The following is a 17,041-nucleotide window of genomic DNA, read 5'->3' as shown; positions in this document are numbered from 1 at the left end:
ACCACGACAACGAAGGGCCCGCATAATGACGGTAATGGCCAACCATACGATACCCACTGGCTGGACCCTGATCTCGCTGCGCCCGCAGGGCCAGCAGGCGGCGCTGCGCCACGCCGCAGCAGGGCTGGGAGGCCGTACCGTCGCGCTTTCGCCCTGGCGGCTGCAGCGTCTGCAGGGCAGCGCCGCGCGCCAGCAACTGCAACGGGCGCTGACCAGCGATCGGGTGGTGTTCACCAGCCCGGCGGCCGTGGCCGCAGCGGCCAGCCTGCTACCGCTGGCGGCGGCGCAGCGCAGCCCGTGGCTGACGGTGGGCGAAGGCACGGCGCGTGCCCTGCTGGCCCATGGTGTCGCTGACGTCCATGCGCCCCAGCGGATGGACAGTGAGGGCCTGCTGGCGATGCCGGTGCTGGGCGATGTGCGGGGCATGCAGATCGGGCTGGTGACCGCACCGGGAGGCCGGGGCCTGATTGCCGCTGAGTTGCAGGCCGCAGGCGCGCAGATCACCCGCGCCGATGTCTACCGACGGCTGCCGCTGCGCTTGTCACGGCGCATGCTGGCGCGTTTGGCCCGTTCTCCGGCGCCTTGGCTGCTGGCCATCAGCAGTGGCGAGGCATTGCAGCGTTTCTGGCAGCAGCTGCCTGCGCGCTGGCAGCAGCGGCTGCGGGCGAACGCGATCGCGCTGGTCGCCAGCGACCGGCTGGGCGCGCAGGCGCAGGCCCTGGGGCTGACCCGGGTGGTGCGCAGCGAGGGCCCTACCAGCGCTCAGTTGATGGCCGCTGCACACACTGCGCTCACCGGCCCGGCAGCGACCTGAACAGGCACCCGGCAGCGGCTTGCCGGTGTCGTCGGCAACAGTGATGCTGTGCACAACGCTGCCTGCCGGAATCGGTTCCGGCTTGCCGCCGACAAGGAAGCCCGATGAACGACACTCTGCCGCCCGCTCCATCGCCCCATCGCCCCCTGCGCTGGCTGTTGCCGCTTGCCGTGCTGGCGGTGCTGGGCGCGGGCGGCTATGCCGGCTACCACTATTGGCAGAAGCAGCAGCGCGACCAGCTGGCGCAGGCGCAGACCACCGCCGTGCAGCTGAAGGGGCTGGAGGCTACGGTCGAGGCCCTGCGCCGCGACCAGCGCGCTGCCAGCCAGCGCCTGCAGGATGCGGCCACCACCAACCGGGTGCTGCGCGACGAAGTGCTGGGCCTGTCGCAACGCAGTGCTCTGCTGGAAGAAAACCTGGCCAAGCTGGCCGACAGCGCCAACCAGGGCCGCCAGGCCGTGCAGCGCGATGAGGCCGAACTGCTGCTGACCCAGGCCGCACAGCGGCTGGCCTTCGCCGATGACGTGGAAGGCTCACGCCGGCTGTATGCACTGGCCGCCACTGCATTGGCCGATCTGCCCGACAGCGACGGCCTGAACCTGCGCCAGGCACTGGTGCAGGAACGCAACGCGCTGGATGCGTTGGGCGCTGGCCCGCGCGTGCTGTCACTGCAACGCCTGGACGCGTTGGGCAAGGCCCTGCAGGGCCTGCCTTCGCAGATCGCGCAGACGCCGGCCAACAACACCGCAAAACCGTGGTGGCAGGCCGCGCTGGCACCCTTCGTGGATATCACCCCGAGCCGCCTGAACGGCCCGCTGACGTCGGCCGAGCGCGCCACCATCGATACGGCGCTGCAGCTGGAACTGACCCTGGCCCGCGCAGCGATCGAGCGCGGCGACGGCAAAGGCCGCGATGCCGCGCTGAACAGAATCGATCTCTGGGCGCAGCGGCGCTGGCCGGATTCACCGGACCTGCGCGCGCAACGTGCTGAACTCCATGCCCTGCGCTCGCTGCCATTGCAGGCCGATGACACCGTGCTTGGCAGCACCCTGCAACAACTGCGTACCCAGACCGACCGGAGGTAAGCCCGTATGAAACCCCTGCAATCACTGGTCGTGCTGTTGCTGGCAGTGGCCATTGGCGTCGTTGCCGCGCAATGGCTCGGCACCGATGACCTGAACCGCTACGGCGAAGTGACCCTGCGCTATGGCGGCTACGACTACCACAGCAACCTGCCGAAGGTAGCGCTGCTGTCGGTGATCGGCGTGCTGGTGCTGTGGCTGCTGTGGAGCCTGATCGCCGCACCGTTCCGTGCCTGGGGCCGCTACCGCCGCAAGCAGGGCCGGGTGCGCCTGATCGATGGTCTGCTGGCCTATGAGCATGGCCAGTGGCAGCGCGCCGAGAAGCTGCTGGATGGCGCCGCCAAGGATCCGGAAGTGAGCGGGGTTGCCCTGGCCAATGCCGTGCGCAGCGCGCAGGTGCGGGCCGATGCACCCGCTGCCGAGGCGCTGCTGCAGCGCCTGGGCGAAAGCGATGCGACCTTGCAGGCACTGCTGCGTGCCGAGCAGCTGTTGGCCAACGATCTGCCGGTGGATGCGATCAACGCATTGGATGTGGCGGCGATCCAGCCGCTGCCGCCGCGTGGCCTGTGGCTGCGTACCGAAGCGCTGGCACGTGCTGGCCGCGCGCACGAGGCTTACGGCCAGCTGGGCGCGCTGCGCCAGACCAAGGTGCTTCCGGCCGAGGCCAGCAGCGAGCTGGAAGCACGCTTGGCCGCGCAGGCACTGCTGGAAGCGGGCGACGTCAACGCCCTGGCTGCGCAGTGGGAAGCCACGCCGAAGGCGCTGCGACCGACCCCGGACGTGGTTGCCGCCTACGCCACCCGTGCAGTTGCACTGGACTGGGACGAACCGGCACTGCTGGCGCTTGAGCAGGCGCTGGACCACCGCTGGGATGACGAACTGGTGGCCGTGTATGGCCGTCTGCCGGCCGAACGTCTGGCCACGCGCCAGGCCAACCTGCAGCGCTGGCGCAACGTGCACGACGACTCGGCCGCCCTGCGCCTGGCCCAGGGCCGCATCGCGCTGGCGCAGCAACAGTGGGACGCGGCCGATGCGTTCCTGCACGAAGCCATCGCCGCAGGTGCCGGCGCCCCTGCGTGGGAAGCGCTGGGCGAAGCCTTTGCGCAACGTGGCGAACACGTGCTGGCCGCGCAGTGCCTGGCCAACGCGCTGCGCCTGCAGCGTGGCGAAGACAGCGTGGCGCTGGTGCGTGCACCGGCAGCGGTGGTTGACCCGCCGCTGCATGCGACCGTCGAGGAGCAGTCGATTGCACCGCTGCCGCCGGTGTACGACGCCAATGAGGAGCGCGACGCGTTCGGCAACCCGCGGATGCCCTAACCCGCTTCGGTAGTCGCCAACCTTGGTTGGCGTGTGAGCCCGCCGGGATAACAAAAACGCCGCCCATCGGGCGGCGTTTTCAATTCCAACGCTGCCGGCCAGCGGCCGGCACTACCGTGGCGTTCAACGTTCGACGATCGCCACCACGCCCATGCCGCCGGCGGTGCAGATCGACACCAGCGCACGGCCACCGCCGCGCTCGGCCAGCTGCTTGGCCGCCGTGGCGATCACGCGTGCACCGGTGGCGGCGAACGGGTGACCGGTGGCCAGCGACGAACCCAGCAGGTTGATCTTGTCCGGGTCGATGCGGCCCATCGGCGCATCCAGGCCGAGGCGGTTGCGGCAGTAATCCTCGCTCTCCCACGCACGCAGGGTGCACAGCACCTGTGCGGCGAAGGCTTCGTGGATCTCGTAGATGTCGAAGTCCTGCAGGGTCAGGCCGTTGCGCTTGAGCATCTCCGGCACGGCCACGGTCGGCGCCATCAACAGGCCTTCGCCGTGCACGAAATCGACGGCCGACACGTGTGCGTCGCGCAGGTAGGCCTGCGGCTCGTGGCCATGTGCGCGTGCCCACTCTTCGCTGGCCAGCAGCACGGCGGCGGCGCCATCGGTCAGCGGGGTGGAATTGGCAGCGGTCAGGGTGCCACGGCCGGATACCTTGTCGAAGGCCGGCTTCAGCGTGGCCAGCTTCTCCAGCGAGGTGTCGGCACGCAGGATGTTGTCGCGCTCGACGCCGCGGAACGGTGCGATCAGGTCATTGAAGAAGCCGCGCTCATAGGCTGCGGCCAGCTTCTTGTGCGAGGACACCGCCCACTCGTCCTGCGAGTCGCGCGAGATGTTCCACTCCTTGGCCATGTCCTCGCAGTGGTCGCCCATGCTCTTGCCGGTACGCGGCTCGGCCACGCCCGGAAACTCCGGCTTGAGCTCGGCGAACTTGAAGCCGGAGGTGAGCGCACGGATCTTGTCACCGGTGCTCTTGGCACGGTTGGCCGCCAGCAGGCGCGCGCGCAGCTTCTTGCCGTACACGATCGGCACGTCGGAGGTGGTGTCCGAACCACCGCCGATGCCGGACTCGATCTGGCCCAGGGCGATCTTGTTGGCAACGGTGATGATGCTGTCCAGCGAGGTGCCGCAGGCGCGCTGCAGGGTGATGCCGGGGGTCAAAGGCGACAGGCCCGAGGACAGCGTGGCTTCGCGGCCCAGGTTCCAGTCGCTGGAGTGCTTGATGACCGCCCCCATCGCCACTTCGCCCAGCTGCTGGCCGTGCAGGCCGAAGCGCTCGACCAGCGCTCCCAGCGTACGCACCGACATGCCGAGGTTGCCGACATCCGAATACGCGGTGTTCTGCCGGCAGAACGGAATGCGGACGCCACCGAGGATGGCGACGGGACGAGCGTTGGGCATGGAGATACCTGGCATGGATGAGGGTGTCTGCAACATGGCCTGCACGACAGAGCAGGCATAATGGGGCCAAGTGTAGCTGCCGCCCTGTGATGGGCCAACCGTGGAACCATGAGCAAACCCGACCCTGCGATGAATGCCCTTGGCGTGCTGGCCCTGGAACTGGCCGGCGGCGAAATCCCCCGCCAGGCGGTGCTCAGCGCTGAACAGGCCGGTGAACTGGCCGAACGCGTCGGCCGCGACCTGTCCAAGCTGGTGCCACAGGTGGCCGAGCTGGACCTGGTGTTCGCCGCCGCCCATTTCGATCCGGCCGAAGTGCTTCGCCCCGGCTGGCCGATCCATCGCCGCATGGAAGAACTGCAGATGCGCGCGCCCGGTAGCAACCAGGGCCCGCGCGTGCTGGCCTTCGGCGCCGATGCCAGCGGTGATGTGCCGCTGCCGTTCCAGGCCGACGCAAGCCTGGTTGGCGGTGGCCTGCGGGTGGTGCCGTTCCTGCTGACCGGTACCGACGTGGCCACCACGACAGCCGTGGCCGATGCCCTGGAAGAGGTGCTGCTGGCCAATGGCATGGCCCATGCCGATACCGCGCTGATGGCGCAGAACACGTTCGGTGCGCGCGTGGAGCACGCACGCTATTTCACCGTGAACGACTTGGCCGCGATGATGTCGATGCAGTACGACAACCAGGGCCTGGCCGCGCTGTGGCCGCTGATTGAAACCGCGATCATGGCCCCGGGTCAGGACGAGTGGCTGAGTGACGCGCCCGAGCCGTTGCTGCGCTACACGCAGGGCGAAGCGCGCATGGCGCTGTTCGACCCGGCCGGCTGGTGCGCGCATTACAACCACGGCAAGGGCGACTGCGAGCGCCTGCAGGGCATCTACGAGCAGTTCCTGATGCGCCAGCGGCAGATGGCCGCAGTGCTGGAAGCGCACGGTGTGCCGGTGTTGTTCGTGCATTGCGAAGCCGGCCAGGACGCGCGCGAGCTGCTGGCGCGCTGACGTCCAGGCAATGCCGCCGGGCATGGCCCGGCGCTACCCACGGAATACGGTAGCGCCGGGCCATGCCCGGCGGATCAACTGAAAAACGCCGGCTTGCGCCGGCGTTTTCGTTTTCTTACGGTGCCTTCTTGATCACCGCGCACGCCAGTCGCGCACCGGCGTTGCCGGTCGGCTGGGTCTTGTAGTCGTCCGCGTCGGCGTGGACGATCAGGCCGCGGCCGATGATGTCGAAATCATCACCCTTGCCGATGTTGACGTTGCTCGACACCGGACCATCAATGGTGGCTACGCCCTTGTCGTCGGCCTTGATGTTGGGCATGTCGCCACCGTGGTGCGGATCAGTGGCCACGTTGCCGTGGTCCTGCTTGCCCGGATTGAAGTGGCCGCCGGCGCTCATGCCGTCCGGCGCGCTGCAGTCACCCTTCTCGTGGATATGGAAGCCGTGCTCGCTGCCCGGCTTCAGGCCACTGATCTGGCCGGACGCGTGCACCTTGCCGTCGACCAGCTTGAAGGTGATCGAGCCCTTGGTTTCATTGCCCTGGGTCGGTGCCAGTTCGGCAGTGGCCGAGGCATCGGCTGCCGGGGCCGCTGCGGTAGCCGGTGCGGTGGCCGGATCGGCCGGTGCTGCCGAACCTTCGGCCGGGGTGGTGGCCGGGGCTTCGGCTGCCGGTGCTGCCGGTGCTGCCGGCTGCTGGTTGCAGGCGGCAAGGCCCAGTGCAGCGATGGCCGCGAACAGCGAGGTGTGGATCAGACGCATGGAAACTCTCCTTGGGAAATGCCGGTGGTGTGATCAGCGGGTTACCCGGATCACGCCGCAGGCGATGCGGACGCCGGCATTGCCGGCGGGCTGGCTGCGATAGTCGTCGGCCCTGGCATGCACGACCAGTGCACGCCCGGCGATATCCGTGGCGGCGCCTCCGCCCAGGGTAACGCCCTTCAGATGCACATCGATGTTGGCGCGGCCCTGCGCGTCGGCCTGCAGGTTGTCGATGTCACCGAGGTGGTGCTTGCCGCTGCCTGCACGACCGTGGGCGACACCGGCGGGATTGAAGTGGTTGCCGGCGCTGCTGGCGTCCACCGCGCTGCAGTCACCGCGCTCATGGATGTGGAAACCGGCCTGCTGCATCGGCTGCAGGCCGCCGACCAGGCCAGTCAAGTGCACGCCACCGCTTTCGGTCTTCAGCACCAAGCGGCCGCTGACGATGCTGGCCGAGGCTGGCGCCAGGTTGGCTTCGGCGAGCTGGGCCACGGGCGTGGTGACCACCGGAGGCAGCGTGGGTTGCGGCTTCTTCGGTGCGCTGCCACAGGCAGACAGGAGCACGGCAGCGGACAGCGGCAGAAGGGCGAAGGACAAACGCATCGAGGACTCCTTGCGGGTAACACTACAGACGGCATCGTCCATGGAGGATCAACAGTTCGGCAAGCGGGTGCGAGGATCGCGTGCAGGCACCGTTCAATGGCCGCCGCGGCGGCGACCGGCGCCCAGCTTGCGGGTAAGCGTATTGCGGCCGAGGCCCAGGCGCGCGGCGGCTTCGGCGCGACGACCGTGGGTGATCTGCAGGGCGGCCTCCAACAGGGCGTGGTCGACCCGTTCGCGCACCTGCGCGTGCAGGCCCTCGGTGCCTTCGGCCAGCTGCCGGCGCGCCCATTCGGACAGCAGCGCTTCCCATTGGCCCGGGTCACCGGCAGCCGTGCTGCTGCGCCGGCTGCGGGCGCGGTTGAGCGCGGTATCGACATCGGCCACGCCAATGGTATCTGCGGCGGCCAGTGCGGCCATGCGCCAGCACACGTTTTCCAGTTCGCGGACGTTGCCCGGCCAGTCGTGCTCGCGCAGCGCCTGCAGGGCGGCGGCGGTCAGCCGCTTGGGCGGAGTATCGAGCCTGCGCGCGGCAGCGGCCAGGAACGTGGTGGCCAGTTGCGCGATGTCCTCGCGGCGCTCGCGCAGAGGCGGCAGCTGCAGGCGCACCACGTCCAGGCGGTGCAGCAGGTCGGCCCGGAATTTTCCCTGCGCGACCAGTCCTTCCAGATCCTGGTGGGTGGCGGCGACCACGCGCACATCGACACGGATCAGTTCGCGTCCGCCCACGCGGAAGAATTCGCCCTGGGCGAGCACGCGCAGCAGGCGCGTCTGCAACGGCAACGGCATGTCGCCGATTTCGTCGAGGAACAGGGTGCCGCCGTTGGCCTGCTCGAAGCGGCCGATGTGGCGCCGCTGCGCGCCGGTGAACGCACCGGCCTCGTGGCCGAACAGCTCGCTTTCCAGCAGCTCGGCGGGAATGGCGGCGGTGTTCAGCGCGACGAACGGATGCTGCGCACGCGGTGATTCGCGGTGCAGCGCGTTGGCCACCAGCTCCTTGCCGGTACCGGTTTCGCCGATGATCAGCACCGCCAATGGCGCCTGCGCGAGGCGGCCGATGGCGCGGAACAGCGCGCGCATCGGTGGCGTATCGCCCACCAGTTGCGGCGGCTGATCGCTGGCGGCTTCTGCAGCAGGCGTGGGCGCGGCCATGGCCGGCGCCACCGCAGGCAGCACGCGCTGGGCCAGTGCCACTGCGTCGTCCAGATCGAACGGCTTGGACAGGAACTCGTGCGCACCGCCGCGGAACGCACCGGCGGTACTGGCGACGTCGGTGTAGGCCGACATCACCACCACCGGCAGCTGCGGCAGCGCGGCCTTCAGCTTGTCCAGCAGCACCAGGCCATCGTCGCCGGGCATGCGCACGTCGGTGAACAGCAGCGCAGGCGGCGGGCTATCGGCCAGCGCCTGCAGTGCGGGGGCGGCGCTGTCGAAGTCGACCACCTGGTAGCCGGCCTCGCGCAGCGCGGTGCACAGCACGAAGCGCACGGCGCGGTCATCGTCGACCACCCAGATGCACGGCGGGGACGCGGAAGACTCAGACATCGCGCGGGGCCTCCTCGGTGGCGGCGGTGCCGTTGCCGATCGGCAGCAGCAGGGTGAATACGGTATGGCCCGGGCGCGACCGGTAGGTCAGCGTGCCGCGATGCTCGCGCGCGACCTGCTGGGCCAACGCCAGGCCCAGGCCGGTGCCTTCGGCACGACCACTGACCAGGGGCAGGAACAGGTGTTCGGCCAGTTCTTCGGGTACGCCACGGCCGTCGTCGGCAATCTCCAACCGCAAGGCCAGGGTGTGCAGCTGCTCGGCGATGCGCACACCGTGTTCAACGCGGGTGCGCAGGGTGATGTTGCCGGCACCGGCCTGGATGGCATTGCGCACCAGGTTCCATACCGCCTGGGTGAGGCGGTCGGCGTCGCCATCGAATTCGGGGATGCTGGGGTCGTAGTCGCGCTGCAGGCGCACCGCCCAGCCGGCCTCGTTCTCGGCCAGGCGCAGCACCCGCTCCAACGCGGCGTGGATGTTCAGCGCCGCATGCGGCGCAGCAGGTGCCGGTGACAGCAGCTGCTCCAGCAGGCCATTGAGCCGCTCGATCTCCGAGCCGATCAGATCGATCAGTTCGCGTTCGCTGGCATCGCGCTGCGCCGCGCGGCGGGCCAGCAGCTGTGCGGCGCCCTTCAACCCGGCCAGCGGATTGCGCAGTTCGTGCGCCAGGCCCTTCAGCGCTGCGCTGAGCGCGCTGGGCAGGGCCTGGGTCGGGTCGAGCCCGGGGAACTCATCGACCGGATGCGCCTCCAGCAACCAGCCGCCATCGTCACGGCGGCTCATCCAGCCTTCGGCAAAACGCGCGGCTTCGCCCGGCAGCGCCAACGCCAGCCGGTTCAGGCGCAGGCTGTCGCGCTCGTCGCGGGCCAGGAAATGGGCCAGCGCCTCACCCTGCACTTCCAGCGCGGCCAACGGCTGGCCGAGCAGGCGCCGGCCGCTGACGCCCAGCCAGCGCGCGAAGGCCGGGTTGCAGCCGGCGATGCGGCCATCGGGCCCGGCCCAGGCCAGCGGTGTGCCGAGGGCATCGAGGGACGGCGGGGGTGCGGGGTCGGACATTGCACCAATGTAGTGCAAAAACAGTGTCCGGCATCGGATCACAGCGAATGCGTCGCCAGCCGTCGCACCCGGGACTTCACCAAGGGGGGTTGCACCCCAGATACTAACGCCATACGATACTATCGACTCTCGTTATTACCATGCCGATCCAGTCTTTTGCCTGCAGGCGTACGCAGGCGCTGTTCGAGGGCCAGCGCGTGCTGAGATGGCATCACATTGAAGCCACCGCGCTGCGCAAACTGGCCATGCTCAACGTGGCAGTCGATCTGCGTGACCTGCGGATACCACCGGCCAACAGGCTGGAATCGCTGCTTGGTAATCGGCGCGGCCAGTACAGCATCCGCATCAACGATCAGTTCCGGATGTGCTTTGTGTGGACCAGGGAGGGGCCCGCCGAAGTTGAAATCGTCGATTACCACTGAAGGAGCCGCACTCATGCGAACCGTTCCCTACCCCACTCCCGGCGAGATTCTGCTGCACGAATTCCTGGAGCCGCTGGGCATCACCCAGTACCGCTTGGCCAAGGCGATCGGCGTGTCGCAGCGTCGGATCGGCGAGATCGTCACTGGCCATCGCGCCGTGACGGCGGACACCGGGCTGCGCCTGTCCCGCTACTTCGGCGTGTCCGACAAGTTCTGGATCGGACTGCAGGCCGATTTCGATGCGGCGATGACCAAGGAGAGACTGGCCGATGTGCTGGCCCGCATCGAACCGTACAACGCGGTGGCGTGAGTCCACGCAGGTCGAGCAAGCTCGACCACACCGGCTTTGCGGTTACAGCTTCATGTTGAGGCCAACGAAGACCGCGCGGCCCGGGGCGGGCGAGAACATCGGGCGGGCGCTGTCCCAGAAGAAGCTGTCGTACCACGCGTAGGCATACTCGCGGCCGGTCACGTTCTTCAACTGCAGGTCCACGCTCCAGGCCGGGGTGATCTGATACTTCGCGCTGAGGTCGAGCACGGCGAAGCCGCCGAACTTGCCAGTGGCGTTGCGCTCTTCCAGGTAGTAATCGCCCTGCGCGCGTGCCTGCAGGCCCAGCTGCAGGGCATCGCTGGCCTGGTAGTCCAGGCCCAGGTTGCTGATGTGGCGCGGGGTGGCGGCCACTTCGCGTCCCTGCAGGGTCACGCCGGCGGCGCGGTCGTCGCGGGTGATCTTCGCCTCCTGGTAGGCATGCGAGGCCCACAGCGTCCACGCGTCACCCAGCTGCGCGCTGATCTGCGCATCCACGCCGCGGCGGCGGGTCTTGCCCAGCGTGACCGTGGTGCCGGTGGCCGGCATGTTGGACACTTCGTTTTCCGCGTCCTGCTGCCATACCGCCAGCCGGGCCTGGCTGCCGGCGAAGGGCTGGAATTTCAGGCCCAGCTCCATGCCGGTGTTGGTGGAGGGCTGCATCGGTGCCTGCCCCGGGGTGAGGTAGGCCGGCGCGGTGGAACCGGTCAGCACCTGGAAGGTACGGCCCCAGTTGGCGTAGACGTGGGTGTGCTCACCCAGGCTGTGGATGACACTCAGCTTGGGCTGGCCGATGCTGCCGTAGTCCTGCAGGCGGCCGGTGGCGCCGCTCATCAGCCGGGTGCGGCCGCTGAAACGGTCCACACGGTAGGCCGGCACGATCTTCCATGCGTCGGCCGGCTGGTAGATGGCCTGCACGTAAGCGCCCCAGTTGTCGAAGCTGTGGCGGTCGTCGTTCTGCACGCGTGCCGGCGCCTGGCTGTAATCAGTGGGTTCGGCGTAGGCGTAGCGCTCGCGGATGTAGCCGTTGTCCTGCTGCTCGTAGTTCAGGCCGCCTTCGACGGTAAGCGCGGGGTTGGCCTGCCAGGTGAGCGTGCCGAGCAGGCCCGTCTGGCGCTCGTCCCACACACGACGCTGGCGCGGCAGGTTGCCGCTGGGCAGATCGCTGAAGGTCACCCGGCGGTCGTCTTCATAGCGGTTGTAGTACAGCCGTGTGCCGAAGGTCACCGCGTCGGACAGCTTCATGTCCAGGTGCGCGGCGAACTGGCGCATGTCCCGGTCATCGCCGTCATTGGCGTTGCGCAGGTCGCTGCGGCGGCGGCCCGCATGCAGCTCTTCCGCGGTCATGAAACCGGGTTCGTCGGCCTCGTGGTGGTAGGCGCGTGCGGTGAGGCCCACGCGCAGGCCGTCGTCCAGCGAGCCGTAGAACCATTTGCCACCCAGCGAGTACTTCTTCGAGCTGTCGTGGTCGCGGTAGCCATCACTGGCCTGGGCGCCGACGAAGTAGTTCTGCGCGAAGCCATCCGCTTCCCGCCCCACCGCCAGCTGCGCATCACGGGTGTTGTAGCTGCCATAGGCCAGCCGCGCGTCGGTGTAGGTGCCGCCCTGGCGCGTGCCGAAGTTCACGTTGCCGCCGATGTTGTGCAGGCCGTAGCGCGGATCGTTGGTACCGCGCACTACTTCGATGTAGCTGATTTCCAGCGGGAACAGCATGTCGATGAAGCGCTGGTTGCCGCTGTTGACGTTGCTGGGGATGCCATCTATCAGCGTCTTGATGGCATTGAGGTAGCCCTCGCCGTTGAAGGCGCGGAAGCTGACCTTGCCCGACTCGGCGCCCTGCCGGGTTTCGGTCAGCTGGATGCCGGGCATCTGCCCGAGCAGTTCCCAGCTGTGCGACACGTTGCGGTTTTCGATCTGGTCCGCGCCCAGCACATCCACCGAGGTCAGCACCTGGTGTGCGCTCAGCTGCCCCTCGCTGTGCTGGTGCACATCGACCTTGCCCAGGGTGAGCGCGGCGTCGGCGGACTGGGCGAATGCTTCAGGGGCGAACGGGGCGGCCGCGAGCGCGGCCACCAGCGTGGGAGTCTTCATCAGGGGGCAGGCGGGATGCGGGAAATGCAACTTTATAACATTTCGATACCGCCAGCCATCCAGTGATTGCGGGCTCCTTGCTCTTAAACGGGGTAGCCGGTGGCTTCCCGGGCCTTCTTCCAGGCAATTTCAAACTCGCGCGCGCTGATCTCGTCGTCTTCGTCGAAATCCATGAACGACACCGGCTGGTCGGCCAGCACGAAGCGGTCATCGCTCTGCCCGGTTTCATCGGCCCACACGACCTTGGCCCCGTAGATCTCCACCTGGCGCACGATCTTCTCGCCACGGGCTTCCATCAGCACGTTGCCCTTGCCCAGGCCCGATTCGGCCCAGTGCTTGTAGTACTTCTTGGTGTTGGATCTTGCGTTGTTCTTTGCGTATTTCATTGCATGGGTCCTGGCCGCAGGTGCGGCCGGAGGGATCGGAAGGGCGCCATTATCAGGCATATGGGGGTCAGATCCCTTTCCTGCGGAGGGGGATCTGACCCCTGCTGACCTACTGCGGCAACGCCCCACCCTTTGGCCACAGCAGCCACAGGTTGCCCTGCTGCTTCATGTCGCCGGCCAGCTTGCCGGCGGCATCGCCGCTGCCCCAGTACAGATCGGCACGTACCTCGCCGGCAATGGCGCCACCGGTGTCCTGCGCGGCCACCGGGCGTACCACCGGCGTGCCGTCCGGGCGCGTGGTGGACAGCCACAGCAGGCTGCCCAGCGGCACCACGGTGCGATCCACCGCCACGCTGTAGCCGGCGGTCAGCGGCACATTCAACGAACCGCGCGGACCTTCCGGGCTGTCTGGGCTGCGCACGAAGAACACGTAGCTGGGATTGCTGCGCAGCAGTTCCGGTACCCGCGTCGGATGTGCCTTCGCCCACGCGCGGATCGCGTCCATGGTGACGTCTTCCTTCTTCAGCTCGCCCTGCTCCACCAGCCAGCGGCCGATCGCGCGATAGGGATGGCCGTTCTGTTCGGCATAGGCCAACCGCACCTGCTTGCCATCGGCCAGGCGCACACGGCCCGAGCCCTGGATCTGCAGCAGCTGCAGGTCCATCGGATCGGTCAGCCAGGCCAGCACCGGTGCCTTGGCGCCCTTGCTGGCAATGCTGCCGGCATCGTCGTAGGGCTTGAGCACCTTGCCCTCCACGCGACCGCGCAGGCGCTTGCCCTTCAGTTCGGGATAGACACTGTCCAGCTGCACCACCACCAGATCATCGGGTGTGCCGTACACCGGCACGGTGGCGGTGTCGGTACGGGTGAGGCTGCCCGGATAGATGGGTTCGTAGTAGCCGGTGATCAGGCCGTCGGCGCGATGGCCGCCGGCGCGCAGGGAATAGACATCGAGATCGCGCTGCAGGAATGCGCGGATCGCAGCAGCGTCCTTGTCGGACACGGTGCTGGCGGTCGCGCAGGGCTTGGCCCAGGTCGCATCGTTCTTCAGGCGGGTGCAGCTGCTGCGCCAGGCGGCGAAGCCGGCCTGCAGGTCGGTATCGGATACGGCCGGCAACGTGTTCCAGTCGACCTTGGCGTAGGTGGCGGCAGGCGTTGCTGCGGCAGGCGCTTGCGGACGGGTGCCGGTGGTGGCGCAGCCGGCAAGCAGGGCAACGGCCAGGAAGGTGAGGAGCGCGCGCGGCGACGTAACAGTGATCATCGTCGCAATGTAGTGGGGCCGATGGTGGCGCGGCAACCTTGGGTAGCGCCGGGCCATGCCCGGCGAGAAGCGGATCCCGCGCGGTGCGCTCGCCGGGCATGGCCCGGCGCTACCGGCTACGGGGTCTGCAGCAACAGCGAATGCAGGATGCGCGCGTCTTCGGCGTCGAGGGCTTTCGGCAGGGTGTCGCTGCCACGGAAACGGCGGTGGAACGCGGCGACGGCGGCCTCGCGGTTGTCCAACGGATAGCCAAAGCGCGCCAGCGCGGCCCATGCATCGAAGCCTTCCGGCGCAGCCCCATCGGCAGCGCGCGGCCACACGCCGAAGCCTGCTTCAGCCAGTTGCTGCCACGGGAAGAAGCGGCTGGGATCTTCCTTGCGCGTCGGCGCCAGGTCGGCGTGGCCGATCACCTGCCGTGGCGGGATGTTCAACCGTTCGGTGAGATCGCGCAGCAGCACGATCAGCGATTCGATCTGCGCGGGGCTGAAAGGCGTATGCCCATCATTGTCCAGCTCGATGCCGATGGACGCGGAGTTCAGGTCGGTGATGGTGCCCCAGCGGCCGGAGCCGGCATGCCACGCGCGGCGCTCATCGGCTACCAGCTGGTAGCGGTGACCATCGGCGCCGATCAGATAGTGCGCACTGACCCGCCCACCGCTGTTGGCGGTACGCAGCGTGTGCAGGCTCTGCTGCACCGACTTCTGCTCGGTGTGGTGGATGACGATGATGACCGGCGTGCGCGCGTTCTGGTTCGGCGATGGCACCCAGGTGGCAAGCGGGTTGCGGGTTTCCTGCGGCGTGGAGGCACAGGCGGCCAGCAGCAGGCAGGCCGAGAGCATCAGGGAAGCGCGGATCGGGTGCATGGCCCGATTGTGCGTGATAAGCCCGGACGATGCAGTAGAGCCACGCCATGCGTGGCTGGGCCACCGACCGTGCCGACCAACGGTCGGCACGCACCATGTTGATGACAGGCGGCCCCTGGGGGCCGCCTGTCATGCATCAGGCCTCGTAGGCCGATTCACCATGCGAGGTGACATCCAGGCCGGTACGCTCGGCCTCCTCGGTCACCCGCAGGCCGACCACCACCTTGACCAGCAGCAGGATGGCTGCGGTCACCACGGCCGACCACAGCACGGTGAGGCCGACGCTGACCACCTGCACCCATACCTGGTGGCCGATATCCAGATCGGCCTTGGTGCCGCCCAGCGACTGCGCGCTGAACACACCGGTGAGGATCGCGCCGACGATGCCACCCACGCCATGCACACCGAACACGTCGGCGGTGTCGTCCACCTTCAGCAGACGCTTGAGGCCGGTCACGCCCCACACGCAGACCACGCCGGCCACCAGGCCGATGACGATCGCGCCGAGCGGGCCGACGGTACCGCACGCCGGGGTGATGCCGACCAGGCCTGCCACCGCGCCCGAGGCCGCGCCCAGTGCGGATGGCTTGCCCTTGCTGATCGCTTCCACCAGCGTCCAGCCCAGCACCGCTGCAGCGGTGGCCAGCACGGTGTTGAGGAAGGCCAGCGAGGCGACGGTGTCGGCGGCAGCGGCGGAACCCGCATTGAAGCCGAACCAGCCGACCCACAGCAGCATCGCGCCGATATAGGTGAACGGCACGTTGTGCGGCTTCAACGCGGTCTGCCCGTAGCCCAGGCGCTTGCCGACGAACCATGCAGCCACCAGACCGGCCACGCCGGCGTTGATGTGCACCACGGTGCCACCAGCGAAATCGATCGCGCCCAGTTCGCCCAGGTAGCCGCCGCCCCAGACGATGTGCGCCATCGGGATGTAGCTGAGCGTGAACCACAGCGCCGAGAACAGCAGCACCGCACGGAACTTGATGCGCTCGGCGAAGGCACCGACGATCAGCGCGGTGGTGATGCCGGCGAAGGTCGACTGGAAGGCGACGAACAGGTAGTCCGGCAGGCCCTTGATCGGCGTGTTGCCCACCGACTCCGGGGTGAAACCCTTGAGGAAGGCGAATTCGGTGAACGAGCCGAAGAACGGATTGCCGGCGCTGAACACTGCGCTGTAGCCATAGGCCACCCACAACAGCAGCACCAGCGAGAACACCACCAGGATCTGGCTGAGCACCGACAGAACGTTCTTCGAACGCACCAGGCCGCCGTAGAACAGGGCCAGGCCCGGTACCACCATCAGCAGCACCAGCAGGGTGGAGGTGAGCATCCAGGCGACGTCGCCATGGTCATAGGCGGGCGCGGCCACCGCTTCGGCAGCCGCAGGCGCAGCGGCGGTCGGGTCCTGCAAGGGCTCGACCGCCACGGCCTCGCTCTGCAGCGGCGTGACCTGGGCCTGGGCATGTGCATTGCCGGGCCAGGCACCGGCGGCCAGCGCACTGAACAGCATCAGCAGGCACACCAGATGGAACCGGGCTTGCCACCCGGTGAGAAGGCGCATCTTCATGGGGGAGTCTCCGGAAGGGGGCTTACAGCGCGTCGGCGCCGATTTCGCCGGTGCGGATGCGGATGACCTGCTCGACAGCGGTCACGAAGATCTTGCCGTCGCCGATCTTGCCGGTGCCTGCAGACGACTGGATCGCTTCGATCACTGCGTCGGCACGTTCGTCGGTGACCACGGTTTCGATCTTGATCTTGGGCAGGAAGTCGACAACGTACTCGGCACCGCGATACAGCTCGGTGTGGCCCTTCTGGCGGCCGAAGCCTTTCACTTCGGTCACGGTGATGCCCGACACGCCGGCATCGGACAGGGCCTCGCGGACCTCGTCGAGCTTGAACGGTCGGATGATGGCGGAGATCAGTTTCATGCGCATGTCCCGAGGGTGGATGGGGCCAGCGCGCGAACGCGCGATGGCATCAGGCAACCACGGGCCATCGTGGTGATGGCCGTGGCTGTTGCACCGGACACGAAACGGGCCGGGACAGCCGTGCCTCTCTCCTTGCACGGCCGACGCGGGAGGGAGGGCGGCCCATGTCGCGTGTCCGGTCTCTCTTGCCCCTGGATCTGCGGGCCAAGGGCCC

Annotated in this window: 17 protein-coding genes; 6 read left to right on the top strand and 11 right to left on the bottom strand. The window is 68.1% G+C overall.

The genetic code is table 11. The annotated features are described in order from the left end of the window. The first annotated feature begins 25 nt into the window (after positions 1–25). From LMF57_RS00685 to LMF57_RS00675, 3 genes are all read left to right on the top strand, one after another. Positions 26–814, top strand: coding sequence for a uroporphyrinogen-III synthase (locus LMF57_RS00685; RefSeq protein ID WP_208081943.1), 789 nt, complete (start codon positions 26–28; stop codon positions 812–814). Between the two features lie 104 nt (positions 815–918). After that, positions 919–1,899: a uroporphyrinogen-III C-methyltransferase gene (locus LMF57_RS00680; RefSeq protein WP_229290516.1), complete on the top strand. Its 981-nt coding sequence runs from the start codon at positions 919–921 to the stop codon at positions 1,897–1,899. 6 nt (positions 1,900–1,905) lie between these two features. Next, the gene (locus LMF57_RS00675; RefSeq protein ID WP_032978029.1) at positions 1,906–3,213 is read left to right on the top strand and encodes a heme biosynthesis HemY N-terminal domain-containing protein; all 1,308 of its coding nucleotides are present in this window, start codon (positions 1,906–1,908) and stop codon (positions 3,211–3,213) included. 123 nt (positions 3,214–3,336) lie between these two features. On the opposite strand, the gene LMF57_RS00670 is transcribed toward LMF57_RS00675, so the two are convergent. Then, positions 3,337–4,632, bottom strand: a complete 1,296-nt coding sequence (locus tag LMF57_RS00670) for an acetyl-CoA C-acetyltransferase (protein WP_088100805.1) — start codon at positions 4,630–4,632, stop codon at positions 3,337–3,339. A gap of 93 nt (positions 4,633–4,725) precedes the next feature. Here LMF57_RS00670 and LMF57_RS00665 point away from each other — a divergent pair, with 93 nt between their 5' ends. Beyond that, positions 4,726–5,613 (top strand): hypothetical protein, encoded by an 888-nt coding sequence (locus tag LMF57_RS00665; protein ID WP_229290515.1) that lies wholly within the window; start codon positions 4,726–4,728, stop codon positions 5,611–5,613. 115 nt (positions 5,614–5,728) lie between these two features. Here LMF57_RS00665 and LMF57_RS00660 read toward each other — a convergent pair whose 3' ends face one another. The 4 genes from LMF57_RS00660 to LMF57_RS00645 all read right to left on the bottom strand — a co-directional run bounded on the left by LMF57_RS00660 (position 5,729) and on the right by LMF57_RS00645 (position 9,569). Further along, on the bottom strand, positions 5,729–6,370 hold the full coding sequence (locus LMF57_RS00660) for a superoxide dismutase family protein (protein ID WP_229290514.1): 642 nt from the start codon (positions 6,368–6,370) through the stop codon (positions 5,729–5,731). 33 nt (positions 6,371–6,403) lie between these two features. Then, a complete protein-coding gene (locus LMF57_RS00655) occupies positions 6,404–6,973 on the bottom strand; it encodes a superoxide dismutase family protein (protein WP_117309196.1) in 570 nt (189 codons plus the stop codon). Positions 6,974–7,066: 93 nt separating this feature from the next. Beyond that, positions 7,067–8,515, bottom strand: coding sequence for a nitrogen regulation protein NR(I) (gene ntrC, locus LMF57_RS00650; protein ID WP_117309195.1), 1,449 nt, complete (start codon positions 8,513–8,515; stop codon positions 7,067–7,069). Continuing rightward, positions 8,508–9,569, bottom strand: coding sequence for an ATP-binding protein (locus LMF57_RS00645; protein WP_117309194.1), 1,062 nt, complete (start codon positions 9,567–9,569; stop codon positions 8,508–8,510). The genes ntrC and LMF57_RS00645 overlap by 8 nt, the downstream gene beginning before the upstream one ends. A gap of 140 nt (positions 9,570–9,709) precedes the next feature. On the opposite strand from LMF57_RS00645, the gene LMF57_RS00640 reads away from it, so the two are divergent. Both LMF57_RS00640 and LMF57_RS00635 read left to right on the top strand, forming a co-directional pair. Next, entirely contained in the window at positions 9,710–9,991 is a 282-nt protein-coding gene (locus LMF57_RS00640) for a type II toxin-antitoxin system RelE/ParE family toxin (protein ID WP_208081704.1), read from the top strand. 13 nt (positions 9,992–10,004) lie between these two features. Further along, positions 10,005–10,301: a HigA family addiction module antitoxin gene (locus tag LMF57_RS00635; protein ID WP_117309192.1), complete on the top strand. Its 297-nt coding sequence runs from the start codon at positions 10,005–10,007 to the stop codon at positions 10,299–10,301. A gap of 42 nt (positions 10,302–10,343) precedes the next feature. Here LMF57_RS00635 and LMF57_RS00630 read toward each other — a convergent pair whose 3' ends face one another. The 6 genes from LMF57_RS00630 to LMF57_RS00605 form a co-directional block, all read right to left on the bottom strand. Beyond that, positions 10,344–12,389 carry a TonB-dependent receptor gene (locus LMF57_RS00630; RefSeq protein ID WP_208081705.1) on the bottom strand — a complete coding sequence of 682 codons (2,046 nt, stop codon included), beginning with the start codon at positions 12,387–12,389 and terminating at the stop codon, positions 10,344–10,346. An 83-nt stretch (positions 12,390–12,472) separates the two neighbouring features. Beyond that, complete coding sequence (locus tag LMF57_RS00625; protein WP_117309190.1) at positions 12,473–12,775, bottom strand: hypothetical protein; 303 nt, start codon at positions 12,773–12,775, stop codon at positions 12,473–12,475. Positions 12,776–12,884: 109 nt separating this feature from the next. Continuing rightward, a complete protein-coding gene (locus LMF57_RS00620; protein WP_229290513.1) occupies positions 12,885–14,036 on the bottom strand; it encodes an MltA domain-containing protein in 1,152 nt (383 codons plus the stop codon). Positions 14,037–14,152: 116 nt separating this feature from the next. Beyond that, positions 14,153–14,899, bottom strand: coding sequence for an N-acetylmuramoyl-L-alanine amidase (locus LMF57_RS00615; RefSeq protein ID WP_208081706.1), 747 nt, complete (start codon positions 14,897–14,899; stop codon positions 14,153–14,155). Between the two features lie 136 nt (positions 14,900–15,035). Further along, positions 15,036–16,466 carry an ammonium transporter gene (amt, locus tag LMF57_RS00610; RefSeq protein WP_117309187.1) on the bottom strand — a complete coding sequence of 477 codons (1,431 nt, stop codon included), beginning with the start codon at positions 16,464–16,466 and terminating at the stop codon, positions 15,036–15,038. A gap of 22 nt (positions 16,467–16,488) precedes the next feature. After that, positions 16,489–16,827, bottom strand: a complete 339-nt coding sequence (locus LMF57_RS00605) for a P-II family nitrogen regulator (RefSeq protein WP_004134334.1) — start codon at positions 16,825–16,827, stop codon at positions 16,489–16,491. Positions 16,828–17,041: the final 214 nt, after the last annotated feature.

Source organism: Stenotrophomonas sp. SI-NJAU-1 (genome assembly GCF_020883215.1).
Classification (GTDB): Bacteria; Pseudomonadota; Gammaproteobacteria; order Xanthomonadales; family Xanthomonadaceae; genus Stenotrophomonas; species Stenotrophomonas indicatrix.
Note: the sequence above shows the minus strand (reverse complement) of the source record. Positions and strands in the feature narration are given on the sequence as shown.